We start from the raw sequence: 17,618 nt of genomic DNA on the forward strand, positions 1-17,618 counted from the left end.
CGACTGATGTTCATGGTTCACGACCGGTGGGCGGCCGGGTACGCCCCGCGATCCGTTATCTTTATGTAATGAACGCAACTCGCCCAGCTCCGGGCTCGCAGGCTTCGCTGCGCGAAGCCAATCGTGCGCGCGTTCTCGGTGTCGTCCGGCAGCACGGCCCGCTCACCCAGGTCGAGATCGCGGCCGCCTCCGGCCTCTCCGCGGCCACCGTGTCGAACATGGTGAAGGAACTCGACCAGGCCGGCATGGTCGGCCTGTCCCGCAGCATCCGCAACGGCCGCCGCGCCGTCCTGGTCTCGCTCGCGTCCGGCGGCGGCCTGCTGGCCGGCGTCGCGTTCGGCGAGCGCGACGTCCGGGTCGCGGTCGCCAACAGCTCCCGCGAGATCCTCGCCCAGCAACTGATGCCGCTGCAGGCCGACCACGTCGCCGACGAGGGCATGGAACGCGCGGCCCGGCTGCTCGCCGACCTCGCCGAGACGGTCAGCTCCGGCGTCGAGGACATCTCCGCGATCGGATTCGGGCTGCCGATGCCGGTGGACGCGATCAGCGGCGAGGCCGGGTCGGACGCCGTCCTCCCCGGCTGGCGCGGCGTGAACGTCACCGACGCGATGTCGGCGTACCTGCGGGCGCCGGTCGCGCTCGACAACACCGCCAACCTGGCAGCCCTCGGCGAACTCCGGGCCGGCGGGCTGCGCGGCGTCCGGAACGGCTGCTACCTGAAGTTCTCGTACGGCGTCGGCGCGGGCCTGGTGATCGACGGCGAGGTCTACCGCGGCTCAGCCGGTACGGCGGGCGAGATCGGCCACGTCACGATCGACGAGAACGGCCCGATCTGCCGGTGCGGGAACCGCGGCTGCCTGGACACGTTCGTCGGCTCCCGCGCCCTGATCAGCAGCCTCGCCGCCTCCCACGGGCCGCTGCGGCTGAAGGACATCGTGCACCGCGCGGCGGCCGGCGACGCGGGCTGCCGCCGGGTGATCGAGGACGCCGGCCGCCGGGTCGGCGTCGCCGTGGCCGGCGTGGTGAACCTGCTCAACCCGGAGGCGATCGTGGTCGGCGGACTGCTCGCCGAGGCCGGCGAACTCATCCTCGGCCCGCTCCGCGAGGCCCTCGACCGGTGCGCGATCCCGAGCGCCGCCGCGACCGTCGAACTGCGCCGGGCCGAGCTCGGCGACGAGGCCGACATCGTCGGTGCGATCCACCGCGCGTCGATGCTCAGTCACACCAATATCTCCATTTCTTGAATTCAAGTCTTGACGTCAAGGGCTGACCCGGCTTGACTGCGGGGCAGGCCAAAATCGGCCTGTCCCGTCAAGGAGCCGCCACATGTCCCTCTCCGCACTCCGTCTCGTCGGCCTCGGCATCGCCGTGTCGGCCCTTGCCACTTCCCTGGTGGCCTGCGGCTCCAACGACTCCGGCAGCAAGGGTGACGCCAAGAAGATCGCGCTGCTGCTGCCCGAGTCGAAGACAACCCGGTACGAGGCCCTCGACCGTCCGCTGTTCACCGAGGCGCTGAAGGCGGCCTGCGCGAAGTGCGAGCTGATCTACAGCAACGCCGACCAGGACGCGTCCAAGCAACAGCAGCAGGCCGAGGCCGCGCTCACCCAGGGCGCGAAGGTCCTGGTCCTGGACCCGGTCGACGGCAAGGCCGCCGCCGCGGTCGCCGCCTCCGCGAAGGCGCAGAACGTCCCGGTGGTCGCGTACGACCGGTTCATCGACAAGGCCGACTACTACGTCTCGTTCGAGAACGAGGCCGTCGGCAAGCTGCAGGCGCAGACCCTGGTCGACACCCTCAAGGCGGCCGGCAAGACGTCCGGCAACATCGCGATGATCAACGGCTCGCCGACCGACCCGAACGCGGCCGAGTTCAAGAAGGGCGCGCACAGCGTGCTGGACTCGAGCGGGTTCAAGATCGCCGCCGAGTTCGACACGCCGGACTGGAGCCCGGACAAGGCACAGGCCTGGATGGAAGGCCAGCTGAGCGCGATCAAGAACGGCCTGGTCGGTGTGTACGCCGCCAACGACGGCACCGCGGGCGGTGCGATCGCGGCGCTCAAGGGCGGCGGCGTGAAGCCGCTGCCGCCGGTCACCGGGCAGGACTCGGAACTGGCCGCGATCCAGCGGATCGTCGCCGGCGACCAGGCGATGACCATCTACAAGGCGGTCAAGCCGGAGGCCGAGGCCGCCGCCAAGGGCGCGGTCGCGCTGGCGAACGGCAGCAAGCCGGAGTCCACCACCGACAAGAACGGCGTACCGGCAACGATCCTCGACCCGGTCGCGGTGACCAAGGCCAACATCAAGGACACCGTGGTGAAGGACAACCTGTACAAGATCACCGACATCTGTACGGCGTCGTTCGCCGCGGCCTGCACCGCCGCCGGACTCTCCACCAACTGACCGCCCCGCGGCGTTGCCCCCGTAGTGAGGTGCGGGGGCAACGCCGGTCTTTCAGGTTCCGTAACCGGCAGAGCCTGTTCCGCCCCGCCGTACCGCCGGATCATGGCCTGAAATCCAAGCCCAGGAGGCTGATCGCGTGACTGTAACCCCGGCTCCCCTCGACGTCGGCGCCGGCACGGTGCTGCGGCTGCAGGGGATCTCCAAGCGCTTCGGCGCCGTCCAGGCGCTGAAGAACATCGAGCTGGACGTCCGGGCCGGCGAGGTACTCGCGCTGGTCGGCGACAACGGCGCCGGCAAGTCCACGCTGGTCAAGACCATCGCCGGCGTCTACACCGCCGACGACGGGACGATGGTCTTCGACGGCCGCCAGGTCCGGGTCGGCAGCCCGGCCGAGGCGCAACAACTCGGGATCGCCACCGTGTTCCAGGACCTGGCGCTCTGCGACAACCTCGACGTGGTCGCGAACCTCTACCTCGGCCGCGAGCTGCGGACCGCGGGCGCCCTCGACGAGGTCGAGATGGAACGCCGGTCCTGGGACCTGCTCCGGCAGCTGTCCGCGAAGATCCCCTCGGTCCGGATCCCGGTCGCCAGCCTGTCCGGCGGCCAGCGGCAGACCGTCGCGATCGCCCGCAGCCTGCTCGGCCGGCCCAAGGTCGTGATGCTGGACGAACCGACCGCGGCCCTCGGCGTAGCTCAGACCGCCGAGGTCCTCAACCTGGTCGAACGGCTCCGCGAACGCGGCCTCGCGGTGATCCTGATCAGCCACAACATGGCCGACGTGATGGCGGTCGCCGACCGGGTCGCGGTCCTGCGGCTCGGCCGGAACAACGGTGTCTTCGTGGTCAGCGAGACCCGGACGCAGGACATCATCGCCGCGATCACCGGCGCCGAAGACAACGCGGTCTCCGCGCGCGCGACGCGCCGGAACCGGGAGGAGGGTCCCACCAGATGAGCATCCAGGGATCGGGCACCCGCCCCCAGGACACCGCTCCGGAGCCCGACGGCGGCGTGCAGTCGGCCGCCGAGCTGCCGGCCGACCTGCAGGACGAACGGCTGATCGCGAGCCGCGGGATCAGCGGCGCGGTCAGTGCGTTCACCGCCCGGCTGCGCTCCGGCGACCTCGGATCGGTCCCGGTGGTGATCGGGCTGATCATCATCTGGGCGGTCTTCCAGATCGCGAACAGCTCGTTCCTGTCCAGCCGGAACCTCGTGAACCTGACGTTGCAGACGACGTCGGTCGGCGTGATCGCGCTCGGCATCGTGCTGGTCCTGCTGCTCGGGGAGATCGACCTGTCGGTCGGTTCGGTCAGCGGGTTCGCGGCGGCGGTCGTCGGTGTCACGTTCGTCAACAAGGGCTGGCCGCTCGTGGTCTCGTTGCTGATCGGCATCGCGCTCGGCGTGCTGGTCGGGCTCTTCTACGGCCTGCTGTACACACGGTTCGGCGTACCGAGTTTCGTCATCACGCTCGCCGGGTTGCTCGGGTTCCTCGGGTTGCAGCTGCTGGTGCTGGGCAAGGACGGCACGATCAACCTGCCGTACGACTCCGCGCTGGTGGGGTTCGCCACCCGCAGCTTCCTCTCCCCCGCTGTCGCCTACGGGCTGGTCGTCGTTGTCGTCGCGGTCTACACCCTCACCCGCCTGCAGAGCCGGAAGGCCCGCCTCGCGGCCGGGCTGTCCGCGGCGCCGACGTCGTTCATCGCCGTACAGGCAGCCGGCCTGGCCGTCGTACTGCTCGTGCCGGTCGCGATCCTGAACGGCGACCGCGGTGTCTCCTCGATGTTCCTGCTGTTCCTCGCGCTCGTGGTCGTCGCCGACTTCGCCGTCCGCCGGACCCGCTGGGGACGCTCGGTCTTCGCCGTCGGCGGCAACGTCGAGGCCGCCCGCCGGGCCGGTATCAACGTCCGGGCGATCTACCTGTCGGTGTTCGCCGCCTGCTCCACGTTCGCGGCCCTCGGCGGCATCCTGGCCGCGGCCAGGCTGGTCGCGGTCGGCCAGGCCAGCGGCAGCACAGACACCAACCTGAACGCCATCGCATCCGCGGTAATCGGCGGCACCAGCCTCTTCGGCGGGCGCGGCTCGGCATACTCCGCACTCCTCGGCGCGCTGGTGATCATGTCGATCTCGAACGGCCTCGCATTGCTCAGCCTGGACTCGAGTGTCCGCTACATCGTCACCGCCGGTGTCCTGCTGATCGCCGTCACGATCGACTCGCTCAGCCGCCGCAGCCGCCAGGCCCACGGCCGAGCGTAACGCCGGAGAGTTCTCTCAGACTCTGGGAGGCCAGACCCTCTGTGGGGTTAACGTCCTGAACGGGCTAGTTGCCTGAAGCATCTAATTCGACCAGGATCGAAAGGTTTGACAACGATGAAGTGGAAGATTCCGGGAACCCGTCGTGCTCGGGCGATCGGTGCCGGTGCCGTCGTGACCACGGCGGCACTGGTCGCGGGTGGGGTGGCCGTCGCGAACAGCGCCGGCGCGGCGACGACGTCCACCACGGCGACGTCGTACCGGACGCAGCTGATCGAGATGCGCACCGCCGGTGCGAAGGGGTACTTCTACACCTCGAACCAGGCTGAGTTCCTGGCCGCGCAGAAGCGGGGCTGGACGTTCACCGGACAGGTTCCCGGCTACGTCGCGAACACCGCGGTCCGCGGTACGGTCCCGGTGTTCCGGATGCGGGTGAAGTCGGGGTCGTCGTACCTGTTGACGATCTCCACCGCCGAGCGCAACAAGCTCGCGGCCTCGGGTTCGTGGGTGTACGAGGGTGTCATCGGGCGGATCCCGCTCGCTGCCGCGGCGGATCGGACGAAGATCTACCGGGTGTCGAAGAACGGGCTCGGCTGGCGGGTCATGCGCACCACCCAGGCCGCGGCGTACGTGAAGGCCGGCTGGCATCTGGACGGCTTCATGGGCTACGTCTGGACCCACAAGTAAGAGCAGACAGGAGTGGGCCCCCGTCGCCATTGACGGGGGCCTACTCAGCACATCACGCGGTGGCGGCGGTCAGGTCGACCTTCGGCTCCGCGAAGTGGCAGGCGGCCGTGTGGCCCTCGGAGGACTGCGGCTTGATCTCCAGCAGCGGCTCCTGGGTGGCGCAGATGTCCTCCGCCTTCCAGCACCGGGTCCGGAACCGGCAGCCGCTCGGCGGGTCGATCGGCGAGGGTACGTCGCCGACCAGCCGGATCCGCTCCTTCGGCGGTACGCCGCGGATCGTGCCGAGGTCCGGGGCCGCGGACAGCAGCGCCTGGGTGTACGGGTGCTGCGGCGCGTTGTAGATCTGGTCCCGGCTGCCCTGCTCGACGATCTTGCCGAGGTACATCACCGCGACCTCGTCACAGAAGTGCCGGACCACGCCGAGGTCGTGCGCGATGAACACGAACGCGATGCCGAGATCGCGGCGCAGGTCCTCGAGCAGGTTCATCACCTGGGCCTGGATCGACACGTCCAGCGCGGACACCGGCTCGTCCGCGATGATCACCTCGGGCTCGACGGCCAGCGCCCGGGCGATCCCGATCCGCTGCCGCTGACCGCCGGAGAACTCGTTCGGGTACCGGTTATGGTGCTCCGGGTTCAGGCCGACCCGCTCGAGCAGCTCCTGGACCCGCTCGAGCTCCTTGTTCTTCGGGACCAGGTTGTGCACCCGCAGCGGCGTACTGAGGATGTTGCTGACCGTCTGCCGCGGGTTCAGCGAGCTGTACGGGTCCTGGAAGACGATCTGCAACTGCCGGCGGAACGGGCGCAGGTCCCGCTCCTTCAGCCGCGCGATGTCGGTGCCCTTGAAGACGATCTCGCCGGCCGTCGGGGTCAGCAGCCGGGTGATCATCCGGCCGGTGGTCGACTTGCCGCAGCCGGACTCGCCGACCAGGCCGAGGCTGGCGCCGGCCTTCAGCTCGAAGCTGACGCCGTCGACGGCCTGGACGACCTTCTTGGTCCGGGCCAGGCCGGCGGCCTCCTTGATCGGGAAGTGCATCTTCAGGTCGCGGACCTGGAGCAGGGTCTCGCCCTTGGCGGCCGGTGTGCCGACCGCGTCGACGGGACGGGTTGCGTCGCTCATCTCTCTCCTCAGTCCCCTCGTCAGCCCAGTCTCGGCGCGACCTCGGTCTCGTACACCGAGACCTTGTCGTGCAGGTGACAACGGGACGTGTGCGCACCGGCGCCGTCGACCGGCAGCAGTTCCGGCAGTTCGGTCGTACACAGCTCGCCCTTGACGCGGTCCTTGTACGGGCAGCGCGGGTTGAACGAGCAGCCGTCCGGCAGGTTCAGCAGGCTCGGCGGCAGGCCCTTGATCGGGCGCAGCCGCTCGTTCGCCGCCGACACGGTCGGGATCGACTCGAGCAGGCCCCAGGTGTACGGCATCCGCGGGTTCGCCAGCACGTCCTCGGCGGTGCCGTACTCGACGCAGCGGCCGGCGTACATCACCAGCACGTCGTCGGCCATCTCGGCGACCACCCCCAGGTCGTGGGTGATCAGCACGATCGCGGAGCCGAACTCCTTCTGCAGGTTGTTCAGCAGGTCCAGGATCTGCGCCTGCACGGTGACGTCGAGCGCGGTGGTCGGCTCGTCGGCGATCACCAGCTTCGGGTCGTTGATCAGGCTCATCGCGATCATCGCGCGCTGCCGCATACCGCCGGAGAACTCGTGCGGGTACTGGTTGAACCGGCGCGGCGGGTTCGGGATGCCGACCAGGTCGAGCATCTCCAGCGCGCGCTTCTTCGCGACGTCCTTGGAGACCTTGTGGTGCACCCGGTACGCCTCGACCAGCTGGTTGCCGATCGTGTACAGCGGGTGCAGCGACGACTGCGGGTCCTGGAAGACCATCGACACCGCGTCGCCGCGGATCTTCATCAGGTCGTTCTCGCCGAGGCCGACGATCTCGTCGCCGCCGACGCGAATCGACCCGGTGATCCGGGTCCGCTTCCGGTCGTGCAGGCCCATCACGGCCATGCTGGACACCGACTTGCCGGACCCGGACTCGCCGACGATCGACAGCGTCCGGCCGAGCGGGACCGAGTAGCTCAGCCCGTTCACCGCGCTGACCAGTCCGTCGGCGGTCGGGAACTTCACGGTCAGGTCCTCGACCACCAGGTACGGCGTCTCGCCGCTCGGGTTCAGGGAGCTCTGCCGACGCTCACGGGTCGCGACCGAGGGACCGCGGGGCGCGGCCGCCGCCGGGGCGTCCGCCGGGGTCGCTGCGTCGTCGGCCATGCTGTCCTTCCGGTCTTCGGGTGCCCGGTCTTCGGGTGCCTGCTCATCGGGCGCGCCGTCGGTCGACGCCTCGGCGCTCACGCGAGCCTCACCCGGGGGTCGATCAGGCTGTAGCCGACGTCCACCACGAGGTTCATCACGACGATCAGCACCGACGCCACCAGTACGGTGCCCATGATCACCGGCAGGTCGTAGTTGTTCAAGCTGTCCAGCACGAGCACACCGAGGCCGGGAAGGTCGAAGATCCGCTCGGTGAAGATCGCGCCGCCGAGGCTGCCGGCGACGTCCAGGCCGAAGATCGTCACGACCGGGATCAGCCCGGAACGCAGTGCGTGCTTGTAGGTGACCACCCGGTCGGACAGGCCCTTGGCCCGCGCGGTCCGGATGTAGTCCTCGCTCAGTGTCTCGACCATGGATCCACGGGAGTATCTGGCATAGGACGTGCAGTTGTAGATCCCCAGCACCAGCCAGGGGGTTATCAGGCCGGCCACCCACTTCGCCGGATTCTCCGACGGGGGCGTCCATTCACCGCGCGGAAGGATCGGATACAGCACGGTCAGGTACAGCGCGACCATCAGCGCGACGATGTAGTACGGCACCGAGCTGACGACCAGGGTCGTGCTCATCAGGGCCCGGTCGCCGAGGGTTCCGCGCCGCTTGGCGGCCATCGACCCGACGAAGACGCCGATCGTGAGCACCAGGACGGCGTACCCGAGAACCAGTGACAACGTCACCGGGAACCGGGACTTGATCATGTCGGTGACCGGACGGTTGTTCTTGAACGAGAAGCCGAGGCACGGGGCTTCACAGTGCTGCTTCACGCCGGACGTGGTGAAGTCGCGGCCGGTGAAGATCCCGGCGGTGTACTCGGCGAACTGCTGCACCTTGGGCTGGTCGAGATGCAGGTTCCGCTTGATCTCGTTGTAGCGCTGCGTGGTGCACTGGCGCTCACCGCAGATGGCGCCGGCGGGGTCCGTCGGCGCGATGAAGAACAGCGCGAAGGTCGCGATCAGCGTTGCCAACACGACACTGAGCGCGCTGACCAGGCGGCGCGCCACGAAATAGAGCACGGGATCGACTCCTCACCGATCGGCGTGGTGCCCGGACTTGTGGTCCGGACACCACGCCACCTTCAGTGGATCAGTACTTCGTCAGAACGGACTTGTCAGGACGGCTGCTTCAGGAACATCGAGGTGAACTCGGGCATGCCCTGTGTCGGGTCGTTGACCGCGTGCCCGATGTTCGTGCCGACCGGGAAGTTGCTGGAGCTCCAGTAGAGCGGCAGCACCGGCAGGTACTTCTCCAGGATGTCCTTGTCGACCTTCGACCATTCCTTCAGCTGGTCGTTGGGAGACTTCGCGGTGACCGCGTCGATCTCCGCGTCGAGCGCCTTGTCCTGCAGCTGGCCGACGCTGTTGCCCAGGCCGATCGCGTCCGACTTGAACAGCACCGGGAACCAGCTGGTGCCGCTCGGCCAGTCGGAGCACCAACCGGCGGGAGTCTTGCCGATGTTGACCGGAGCGTTCTGGTCACCGTTGGCCGCACGGATCTTGGCCTTCGGCAGACCGACCGCACGGACCTTGAAGCCGGCCTTCGTGAACATCTGCGTCCGCAGCTGGTTCACCTGGGTCGAGATCTTGTCGTCGATCGAGTAGTACCAGCTGAGCTCGAAGTTCGACTTGCCCAGCTTGGCCAGCTCGGACTTGACCTCGGCGGCGACCGCGTCGTCCTCGGCACCCTTACCGGTACCGGTCAGGCCCGGCAGCTGGTACTTCTCGAAGCCCGGCACGGCCGGCGGCAGGATCGTCGACGACGGCGGGTCATCAGTCGGGTTCAGACCGGCGACCTTGCGCCACGCGTCGTACGGGTACGCCTTGGCGATCAGCTTGCGGACCTCCAACGGAATCTTCCGGGTGTCCATGGTGTACATGATCGAGCAGGGCGACTCGCCCTTGATCATCTGCGACTGGTCCTTGACCTCGGGCAGCAGCGAGACGTCGAGGTTCGAGTAGCTCAGCGAGCTCGCGTCCGGACCGCTGCTGGCCAGCACCTGGCGCTGGGCCTTGATCAGGTCCTGGCCGAACTTGAAGTCCCAGCCGTCCACGTACTGGTGCCGCACCGGGTCGGTGTTCGGGTCCCAGTTCGGGTTCTTGGACAGCTTGAGCTCGGTGCCGACGACGTTCGACGTGACCTGGTACGGGCCGGTCACCATCGGCTTCAGCTCGTAGTTCTTCTGGGTGTCCTTCGCCTTCGGGATCGGCGCGAACATCGGGAAGGCCGCGTAGTACGGCAGGTCGTCGAACTTCTTCGCCAGCTTGATGACCAGCGTGTGGTCGTCCGGCGTCTCGACACCCTTGTAGTTGTCACCGCCCGCGACGTACGGGCCCTTGTACTTGTCGCCGTCCAGGAAGAACGTCTTCTGGTACGTCGGGCCGTCCGTGAACAGGTCGGTCGCGAACGACCGCTTGATCGCGTACGCGTAGTCCTCGGCCTTGACCGGGGTGCCGTCCTGGTACTTGATGCCCTGCTTGAGCTTGAAGGTCCAGGTCAGACCGTCCTCGGACTTCGTACCGAGGTCCTCGGCGAGGTCCGGGACCAGGACCGGCTTGTGGTTCGGGCCCTCCAGCCGGTACTGCGTCAGGCTCCGGAAGAACAGCTTCTCGATCTGGTTCCCGTCCACGTAGTACGTGTCGGTACTGTCGAAGGTCGACGGGGTCACGTCCGAGAGGACGGTGATCGTGCCGCCCTTCTTCGCGCCGTCGACGTCAGGGGCAGGGCCCTTCGCAGTGGCGTCCGTAGCCTTTTCCTGGGCGCCCCCCAGATTGCTCCCACCACTGTTGTTTCCGCTGTTCGACGACGGGCTGCCACAGGCCACGGCGGCCAGCATGACCGTCGCCGCGACCGCGGTTATCCGTTTCCACTGCATGGTCGGGTTTCTCCTTTTCTGCCGCTGGGGCAATCGCCGAACTACCGGCGAGTCTTGGGGTCGAAGGCGTCCCGGACCGCGTCTCCGAGCAGCGCCAGGGCAAGCACCAGACCGGTGATGCCGACGACGGGCAGCCAGAGGTACAGCGGGTCGGCCTTGAACCAGTTCGTGGCGACGGCGATCGTCTGGCCCCAGGAGGGCTTCGGTTCGACCAGTCCGACACCGAGGAAAGACAGTCCGGCCTCCGCTGTGACGTACGCGGGCAGCGACAGCGAGGCCGAGATGACGATCGGGGCCACCAGGTTCGGCAGCAGTTCCTTGAAGAGGACACGGCTGGTCGGAACACCGAGCGCCTTGGCGGCAAGGACGAACTCGCGCTCCCGCAGCGAGAGCACCTCGCCGCGGATGATCCGGGCCAGGCCTGCCCAGCCGAAGAACGAGAGTACGAAGATCAGCACGTAGAAGCGGATGTTCGCCTGGTCGTCGGGGGTCAGGTTGAACGACCCGCCGCGCATCGACTCGACGATCGGCACCAGCGCGATCGCGAACAGCAGGTACGGCAGGCTCAGCACGAAGTCGATCAGCCAGGAGATCACCCGGTCGACCCAGCCGCCGAGGAAGCCGGCCAGCAGGCCCATCACCACGCCGACGGCGGTGCCGACGACGGTGGCCACGAACGCGATGATCAGCGACGGCTGCGCGCCGTACACCCAGCGGGCGAAGTTGTCCCGCCCGGTCTTGGGCTCGACGCCGAACCAGTGCTGACCGTTCACGTTGAACGTCGGGTAGCCGTACTCGTCGACCAGCTCGGGGTGGAAGGTGCCGATGTCCTGGCCCTCGAGCTTGGCCAGCAACGGCGCGAGCACCGCGATCAGGATGAAGAACAGCACCACGGACGCGCACACGACCGCGACGCGGTCCTTGCGCAGCCGGTCGAAGGCGATCCGGCTCGGGGACTTGCCGTGCGGAGTGGCGCCACTGCGGACCGGCTCCGCCGATGCCGGGTGATCTTCGACTCCTACGCTCGAGTCGGGCGACCCAATACTCATTCGCACTCCGTCAGTTCGTCGGCCGGATTTCGGTCCGTTGATCCGGCACATATCGGTGGATAGCGTGCCGAGCCTTTGCTCTGTGGCGGGCTCGCGTCAAATCCCCTTGACACCCGAATACCCCACAACCGCGCGCTAGCCTGCCTGACACTGTGACACCAAACCAGCGGTGCCTGGCACCAGTGCACAAATCGTTACCGGAACGCGTACTGGAACGGAATATTTGCCCCAAATCGTCACTCTGAGCAGTCAAATCTTCGCAATGCGCGTCGGCACAGCACCGACAGTGGCCATTTTGTGCCAGGTTATTACGGAGAGTGACGATTTGACGCGTTCGGTGGCAGTGGGTGTCAAGGGCCCGCTAGCGCACGTGCACCGTCACGAACGGTGGTTTCACGACGTCGAAGATTTCCTGCCGGCCGCGGATGTCGACGGTCACCTGGTCGCCTTCTTTCACCGCCGCGTCGAGCAGTGCCAACGCAACGCCCTTCTTCAAGGTCGGAGAGAACGTGCCCGAAGTCACTTCGCCCAGAGTCGCACCCGATTGGTCCAGAACGGTCATGTGCGGCCGGGGAATACCGCGGCCGGCCGCGCGCAGGCCGCGGAGGATGCGAACCGGGCCCTGTTCCTTCTCCGCGCGCAGGGCGGCGTCGCCCCAGAAGTGCTCCTTCTTCCAGCCGACGGCCCAGCCCGAGCGGGCCTGGACGGGCGTGATGTCCGGCGAGATGTCCTGGCCGTGCAGCGGGTACCCCATCTCGGTCCGCAGCGTGTCCCGTGCGCCCAGTCCGGCCGGGACGATGCCGTACTGCTCGCCGGCCTTCAGTAGTGCGTCGAAGACCGGTACGGCGGCGGCGTTCGGTACGACGAGCTCGTACCCACGCTCGCCGGTGTAGCCGGTCCGGCAGACGACAACCGGCGTACCGCCGAAGTCGGCCGTCGCGAAGGCCATGTAGTCGTGGCCGATGGGCAGACCAATGGCGGAGACCACCTCGTCGCTGTTGGCGCCCTGGACCGCGAGGATCGCGTAGTCGTCGTGCACGTTGGTGACCTCGACGCCGTCCGGCGCGTCCGCCTGCAGCAGCCGGACCACCTCGGCGGTGTTGGCCGCGTTCGGGATCAGGAACACGTCGCCGTCGGCGTGCAGGTACGCGATCAGGTCGTCGACCACTCCCCCGCGCTCGTTGCAGCACAGGGTGTACTGCGCCTGCCCGGGGGCGATCTTGCCGAGGTCGTTGGTCAGGCACGCGTTCACGTACGCCGCGGCGCCCGGGCCCTTGACCGTGGCCTTGCCGAGGTGGCTGACGTCGAAGACGCCGACCGACGTACGCACCGCCGTGTGCTCGGCCACGACGCCGCTGTACTCCAGGGGCATCTCCCAGCCGCCGAACTCGGCGAACTTCGCACCGAGGGCCAGATGGCGCTCGTGCAACGGGGACTTCTTCAAATCGGTCGGCTGTGCAGGTGACGGGGTCATGGAGCGCAAACTACCTGACGCGTAGCATGCGGTGGCAGCTTGCACGTACCGTCACGACCGGCCATCTGAGTGCCTGGTCAAGGAGGACTGAGGATTTCGTGACCACCATCACCCTGAGCAAGTCCGATGCCGCCGGCGTCAAGACCGACGCCGTGGTCATCGGCGTGGTCAAACTCGGCGGCGGCGTCACCCTGCCGGCCGGCACCGAGTCGCTGAACGCCGCGTACGGCGGGAAGCTGGTGGAGGTGCTGACCGGCCTCGGTGCCACCGGGAAGGCCGGCGAGGTGACCAAGGTTCCCGGACCGAAACCGGGTAAGTCGGCGACGCTGATCGCGGTCGGCCTCGGCGCGGCGCCGGACGGTTCGCTGAAGACCGAGGACCTGCGGGCCGCGGCCGGTGCGGGCGTCCGGGCCGCGAAGGCCACCCAGTCGGTCGCGTTCGCGCTGCCGACGCCGGACGCCGAGTGCGTGCGGGCCGTCGCCGAGGGCGCGCTGCTCGGCCGCTACGCGTTCACGGCGTACAAGTCGTCGGACAAGGACGAGACGCCGGGCAGCCTGACCGTCATCACCGACCTCGCGCGGAACAAGGACGCCAAGGCCGCGCTCGAGCGCGCGCAGGTGACCGCCGAGTCCGTCGCCCAGGTGCGCGACTGGGTGAACACCCCGCCGTCGGACCTGCACCCGGTCGAGTTCGCCGCGGACGCGGTCCGGCTCGGCAAGGAGTACGGCGTCAAGGTCGAGGTGCTCGACGAGAAGGCGCTCGCCAAGGGCGGGTACGGCGGCATCCTGGGCGTCGGCCAGGGCTCGACGAACCCGCCGCGGCTGGTCCGGCTGACGTACACGCCGAAGAAGCCGGTGACGCACCTGGCGTTCGTCGGCAAGGGCATCACGTTCGACTCGGGCGGCCTGTCGCTGAAGACGTCGACCGGCATGGTCAGCATGAAGTCCGACATGGCCGGCGCCGCCGCGGTAATCGGCGCCACGCTCGCGATCGCCCGGCTCGGTCTGCCGGTGCAGGTCACGACGTACGCCGCGATGGCCGAGAACATGCCGTCGGGTTCGGCGGCCCGGCCGTCGGACGTGCTGACGATGTACGGCGGCAAGACCGTCGAGGTGCTGAACACCGACGCCGAGGGCCGGCTGGTGCTCGGCGACGCGCTGGTCCGGGCCTCCGAGGACGAGCCCGACCTGATCGTCGACGTGGCCACCCTGACCGGCGCCTGTGTCGTTGCCCTGGGCACCAAGGTGGCCGGCGCGTTCGGGAACACCGACGGCGCCCGGGACCGGGTGGTGGACGCGGCGGTCGCCTCCGGCGAGGCGATGTGGCCGCTGCCGATCCCGGCCGAGATGCTGGACAAGCTGAAGTCGCACTCGAAGGTCGCGGACCTGGCGAACATCACCGGCGAGCCGTGGGGCGGCGCGCTGGCCGCGGCCGCGTTCCTCGGCGACTTCGTTGCCGACGGCATCGACTGGGTGCACCTCGACGTGGCCGGCCCCGCCTTCAACGACGGCGCCGCCGCCGGCTACACCCCGAACGGCGGCACCGGGTACGCCGTCCGCACCCTGATCGAGCTGGCCGCCTCAGCTCAGTAGCGGATCTCCAGCATGGTGCAGCCGGTCACAGTCGTGTACGGGCCGTGCGGCATCCCCGGCGGCCGGCACGCGTAGTCGCCGGCGCGGAACGTCTGCTGGAGGGTGAGATCGGTCAGCTCCCCCTCCAGCAGGTACACCTCTTCGACGTACTCGTGCCGGATGACGCCGGCCTCCGTCGTCGTCCCCGGCGCCCACCGCGCCAGCCTGGTCAGCATCCCGTCCGGCCCTTGGCTCAGCACCTGCTCCGCCACCCCGCCGCCGGCCTCGACCCACTCGCCCCGGCCGCTCGGGAAGAACTCCCGCTCGTCCTTCATCTCAGTCCCAGGCCGGCGCGAGCTCTTCGACCCGGTACGCGATGCGGCTGCTCACCCCGCGCGGATCCGTCAGCTCCACCCGCCAACCGTCGCCGAACTGGTCCACCCCCGCGATCATCGGGATCGTCCCGCTCAGCAGCACGGTGCCCGGCACCAGCCGCTCCCCCAGTTCCTTGATCCAGTACGCCGGTGGCAGCAGCTGCCCGAGCGTCCCGTCCTGGATCAGCTCCTCACGGTCCCCGTGCCGGACCCAGGCCCGCAGCGTGAACTTGTCGAGCTCGTCCTCGACCTCCGCGAGCCGCCACGCGACGTCGCCGAGCACGTCCGGCGCCGACTGCTTGCTCCAGGCGACACCGTGCACCTCGAGCGCCCGGTCGGTGTGGTCGCAGGCGACCGTCAGCAGGTAGTCGTCCGGCGTGACGACCAGCGCCCACTCCGCCTCCCCGGACGTCTGCCCGTGCGCGACCTGGACGGATTCGGGCCGGCCGACCAGGGACGCCGACAGCGGGTAGAGCGTCGGCACCCGGTTCGGCGCCGGTACGCCGAGGGCGGCGAGCTCGTCGACGTGGTGCCGGACCTGCGCGGTCTCGCGGCCGGCGTACCCACCGTTCAGCGCGTAGCGCACCTCGACCTCGCGGGCGCTCCCGTCCGGTAGCTCGAATCGCATGGATTCCTCCTCAGGTCTTGCGTGAACACGTTGTATACAGCGAGTATGTAGCAATCCGACCTGGAGGTCCACCCCATGCCTACTACCGCCCCTGACCGCCGCGGGCTCGTGAAGGCGTTCGCCGCGAGCCTGTCCGGCACCTCGCTGGAGTGGTACGACTTCGCCGTCTACTCCTCGGCCGCCGCGCTCGTCTTCGGCGACCTCTTCTTCCCGGGCAGCGATCCGCTCACCGGGACCCTGCAGGCGTTCGCGACGTACGCCGTCGGGTACGTCGCCCGGCCGCTCGGCGGCATCTTCTTCGGCCGGCTCGGCGACGTGATCGGCCGCAAACGCGTACTGGTCGCGACGCTGCTGCTGATCGGTGTCGCCACCTTCGGCATCGGCCTGCTGCCGACGCACGCCCAGGCCGGGGCGATCGCGCCGACACTGCTGGTCGTCCTCCGCTTCGCCCAGGGCGTCGGCGTGGGTGGCGAGTGGGGCGGGGCGGTGCTGCTGAGCAGCGAGTTCAGCAAGCCGGATCAGCGCGGCTTCTGGGCGTCCGCCGCGCAGGTCGGGCCTCCACTCGGGACACTGCTCGCCAACGGGGTGCTGGGAGTGCTCGCAGGCTCGTTGTCCGAGGACGCGTTCCTGAGCTGGGGCTGGCGGGTCGCGTTCCTGCTGTCCGCCGTACTGGTTGCCTTCGGCCTGCTGATCCGGACGAAGCTCGAGGAGACACCGGTGTTCCGCGAGCTGGAGGCACGCGGCGAGCGACCGGAGGCCCCGGTGTCCGAGGTACTGCGGAACGAGACGCGGCCGCTGGTCGCCGCGATCCTGGCGCGCGTCGGGCCGGACGTGCTCTACGCGATGTTCGCGGTCTTCGTTCTCACCTACGCGACCAAGGACCTCGGTATGAGCCGCGGCGAGGCCGTTGCCGCCGTACTGGTCGGCTCCGGCTGTCAGGTCGTGCTGATTCCGCTGGCCGGGTGGCTCTCCGACCGGTACGGGCGCCGTACCGTCTATGCGATCGGTGCTGTCGGTGGCGCGGTCTGGAGCGTGGTGTTCTTCGCCATGGCGTCGTCGTTGGCGACACTGCTTCCCGGTGTGGTGATCGGGTTGCTGTTCCATTCTCTTATGTACGGGCCGCAGGCAGCGTTCGTTTCGGAACAGTTCACGGCACGGCTGCGCTACACGGGCAGCTCGCTGGCGTACACGTTCGCCGGCGTCATCGGAGGTGCGCTGGCGCCCCTGGCGTTCACGTACTTCCTGGCGAAGACAGGCTCCGGCTATGCGATCGCGACGTACATCGTGGTGGCTTGTGTGATCACACTGGTGGGGCTGCGGCTCGGCCGGGCTGTGCAGGACGAGCTGGTCGTCAGCCGTGCATGAGAAGTGCGCCCGTGGAGTCCAGGTGGCTGAGGATCGCCTTCTCGGCCACGTTGGGCTTGCCGGCCGCGAGACCGTCGACGATCGCCTGATGCTCGGCGACGACCTCTTGTCTTCTGGTCGCACTGCGTTGCAGGGCAACCAGCCCCAGTACGACGTGCTTGGCGCGCAGGTTGTCGTACAGCCGGCCGAGCACCGAGTTGCCGGCCGCCTCGACCAGCAGCGCGTGGAACTGGCTGTCCAGCTCGATGAACTGCTTCGCGTCGCCGTCGCCGACGATCGCGCGCTGCTGGTCGAGCACGGCGGACATCGCGTCGACCGGGGTGCTCCCGGCGGCCAGCGCGGTCGTCGCGGCCCAGCACTCGATCACGCCGCGGGCCTGCATCATCTCCGCGATCTCCCGGCCCGGCACCGGCGCCACGAACGCGCCGCGGTGCGGGACGAGCTGCACCAGGTCCTCGGCGGCGAGCATCAGCAGCGCCTCCCGGACCGGCGTCCGCGAGATCCCCACCTCGGTCGCGACCGCCTGCTCGTTGATGAACGTCCCCGACACGGCCGGGTCACTCAGCACGACCGCCCGCAGATGCTGGTACGCGCGGTCCCGGCCGGAATCCCCACTCAATTGCATACGT

Annotated in this window: 16 protein-coding genes; 7 read left to right on the forward strand and 9 right to left on the reverse strand. The window is 68.7% G+C overall.

Annotation, left to right across the window (positions count from 1 at the left end; genetic code table 11):
- Positions 1-68 precede the first annotated feature (68 nt).
- The 5 genes from ACQHIV_RS15635 to ACQHIV_RS15655 all read left to right on the forward strand — a co-directional run bounded on the left by ACQHIV_RS15635 (position 69) and on the right by ACQHIV_RS15655 (position 5,331).
- Entirely contained in the window at positions 69-1,244 is a 1,176-nt protein-coding gene (locus tag ACQHIV_RS15635) for an ROK family transcriptional regulator (protein ID WP_427894937.1), read from the forward strand.
- Positions 1,245-1,326: 82 nt separating this feature from the next.
- Positions 1,327-2,397, forward strand: coding sequence for a sugar ABC transporter substrate-binding protein (locus ACQHIV_RS15640; RefSeq protein ID WP_427894939.1), 1,071 nt, complete (start codon positions 1,327-1,329; stop codon positions 2,395-2,397).
- Between the two features lie 136 nt (positions 2,398-2,533).
- On the forward strand, positions 2,534-3,349 hold the full coding sequence (locus ACQHIV_RS15645; protein ID WP_427894941.1) for an ATP-binding cassette domain-containing protein: 816 nt from the start codon (positions 2,534-2,536) through the stop codon (positions 3,347-3,349).
- The gene (locus ACQHIV_RS15650) at positions 3,346-4,647 is read left to right on the forward strand and encodes a sugar ABC transporter permease (RefSeq protein ID WP_427894943.1); all 1,302 of its coding nucleotides are present in this window, start codon (positions 3,346-3,348) and stop codon (positions 4,645-4,647) included. The genes ACQHIV_RS15645 and ACQHIV_RS15650 overlap by 4 nt, the downstream gene beginning before the upstream one ends.
- A gap of 114 nt (positions 4,648-4,761) precedes the next feature.
- A complete protein-coding gene (locus ACQHIV_RS15655) occupies positions 4,762-5,331 on the forward strand; it encodes a hypothetical protein (RefSeq protein WP_427894945.1) in 570 nt (189 codons plus the stop codon).
- Positions 5,332-5,383: 52 nt separating this feature from the next.
- Here ACQHIV_RS15655 and ACQHIV_RS15660 read toward each other — a convergent pair whose 3' ends face one another.
- From ACQHIV_RS15660 to gcvT, 6 genes are all read right to left on the reverse strand, one after another.
- Positions 5,384-6,451, reverse strand: a complete 1,068-nt coding sequence (locus ACQHIV_RS15660) for an ABC transporter ATP-binding protein (RefSeq protein WP_427894947.1) — start codon at positions 6,449-6,451, stop codon at positions 5,384-5,386.
- Between the two features lie 20 nt (positions 6,452-6,471).
- Positions 6,472-7,683, reverse strand: coding sequence for an ABC transporter ATP-binding protein (locus tag ACQHIV_RS15665; protein ID WP_427894949.1), 1,212 nt, complete (start codon positions 7,681-7,683; stop codon positions 6,472-6,474).
- Positions 7,680-8,672, reverse strand: coding sequence for an ABC transporter permease (locus ACQHIV_RS15670; protein WP_427894951.1), 993 nt, complete (start codon positions 8,670-8,672; stop codon positions 7,680-7,682). Before ACQHIV_RS15670 ends, ACQHIV_RS15665 begins: the two co-directional genes overlap by 4 nt.
- A gap of 95 nt (positions 8,673-8,767) precedes the next feature.
- Entirely contained in the window at positions 8,768-10,528 is a 1,761-nt protein-coding gene (locus ACQHIV_RS15675) for an ABC transporter substrate-binding protein (RefSeq protein WP_427894953.1), read from the reverse strand.
- Between the two features lie 41 nt (positions 10,529-10,569).
- A complete protein-coding gene (locus ACQHIV_RS15680; RefSeq protein WP_427894954.1) occupies positions 10,570-11,577 on the reverse strand; it encodes an ABC transporter permease in 1,008 nt (335 codons plus the stop codon).
- Positions 11,578-11,938: 361 nt separating this feature from the next.
- Positions 11,939-13,051, reverse strand: coding sequence for a glycine cleavage system aminomethyltransferase GcvT (gcvT, locus tag ACQHIV_RS15685; protein ID WP_427894956.1), 1,113 nt, complete (start codon positions 13,049-13,051; stop codon positions 11,939-11,941).
- 98 nt (positions 13,052-13,149) lie between these two features.
- Here gcvT and ACQHIV_RS15690 point away from each other — a divergent pair, with 98 nt between their 5' ends.
- Complete coding sequence (locus ACQHIV_RS15690; RefSeq protein WP_427894958.1) at positions 13,150-14,643, forward strand: leucyl aminopeptidase; 1,494 nt, start codon at positions 13,150-13,152, stop codon at positions 14,641-14,643.
- On the opposite strand, the gene ACQHIV_RS15695 is transcribed toward ACQHIV_RS15690, so the two are convergent.
- Entirely contained in the window at positions 14,637-14,957 is a 321-nt protein-coding gene (locus ACQHIV_RS15695; RefSeq protein ID WP_427894960.1) for a cupin domain-containing protein, read from the reverse strand. The genes ACQHIV_RS15690 and ACQHIV_RS15695 overlap by 7 nt on opposite strands.
- Before the next feature lies 1 nt (position 14,958).
- Positions 14,959-15,624 carry a DUF2848 domain-containing protein gene (locus ACQHIV_RS15700; RefSeq protein ID WP_427894961.1) on the reverse strand — a complete coding sequence of 222 codons (666 nt, stop codon included), beginning with the start codon at positions 15,622-15,624 and terminating at the stop codon, positions 14,959-14,961.
- 75 nt (positions 15,625-15,699) lie between these two features.
- Between ACQHIV_RS15700 and ACQHIV_RS15705 the strand changes: the two genes are divergently transcribed.
- On the forward strand, positions 15,700-16,989 hold the full coding sequence (locus tag ACQHIV_RS15705; protein ID WP_427894962.1) for an MFS transporter: 1,290 nt from the start codon (positions 15,700-15,702) through the stop codon (positions 16,987-16,989).
- Here the strand turns inward: ACQHIV_RS15705 and ACQHIV_RS15710 are convergent.
- Positions 16,976-17,614, reverse strand: coding sequence for a GntR family transcriptional regulator (locus ACQHIV_RS15710; RefSeq protein WP_427894963.1), 639 nt, complete (start codon positions 17,612-17,614; stop codon positions 16,976-16,978). The two genes, ACQHIV_RS15705 and ACQHIV_RS15710, sit on opposite strands and share 14 nt — an antisense overlap.
- Positions 17,615-17,618: the final 4 nt, after the last annotated feature.

The sequence above is a fragment of the Kribbella polygonati genome (assembly GCF_050320105.1).
Lineage (GTDB): Bacteria > Actinomycetota > Actinomycetes > Propionibacteriales > Kribbellaceae > Kribbella.

Coding starts and splice junctions, on each gene's coding strand:
- ACQHIV_RS15635 (WP_427894937.1), top strand. CDS start 69: ATGAACGCAACTCGCCCAGCTCCGGGCTCGCAGGCTTCGCTGCGCGAA.
- ACQHIV_RS15640 (WP_427894939.1), top strand. CDS start 1,327: ATGTCCCTCTCCGCACTCCGTCTCGTCGGCCTCGGCATCGCCGTGTCG.
- ACQHIV_RS15650 (WP_427894943.1), top strand. CDS start 3,346: ATGAGCATCCAGGGATCGGGCACCCGCCCCCAGGACACCGCTCCGGAG.
- ACQHIV_RS15655 (WP_427894945.1), top strand. CDS start 4,762: ATGAAGTGGAAGATTCCGGGAACCCGTCGTGCTCGGGCGATCGGTGCC.
- ACQHIV_RS15660 (WP_427894947.1), bottom strand. CDS start 6,451: ATGAGCGACGCAACCCGTCCCGTCGACGCGGTCGGCACACCGGCCGCC.
- ACQHIV_RS15675 (WP_427894953.1), bottom strand. CDS start 10,528: ATGCAGTGGAAACGGATAACCGCGGTCGCGGCGACGGTCATGCTGGCC.
- ACQHIV_RS15680 (WP_427894954.1), bottom strand. CDS start 11,577: ATGAGTATTGGGTCGCCCGACTCGAGCGTAGGAGTCGAAGATCACCCG.
- gcvT (WP_427894956.1), bottom strand. CDS start 13,051: ATGACCCCGTCACCTGCACAGCCGACCGATTTGAAGAAGTCCCCGTTG.
- ACQHIV_RS15695 (WP_427894960.1), bottom strand. CDS start 14,957: ATGAAGGACGAGCGGGAGTTCTTCCCGAGCGGCCGGGGCGAGTGGGTC.
- ACQHIV_RS15700 (WP_427894961.1), bottom strand. CDS start 15,624: ATGCGATTCGAGCTACCGGACGGGAGCGCCCGCGAGGTCGAGGTGCGC.
- ACQHIV_RS15705 (WP_427894962.1), top strand. CDS start 15,700: ATGCCTACTACCGCCCCTGACCGCCGCGGGCTCGTGAAGGCGTTCGCC.
- ACQHIV_RS15710 (WP_427894963.1), bottom strand. CDS start 17,614: ATGCAATTGAGTGGGGATTCCGGCCGGGACCGCGCGTACCAGCATCTG.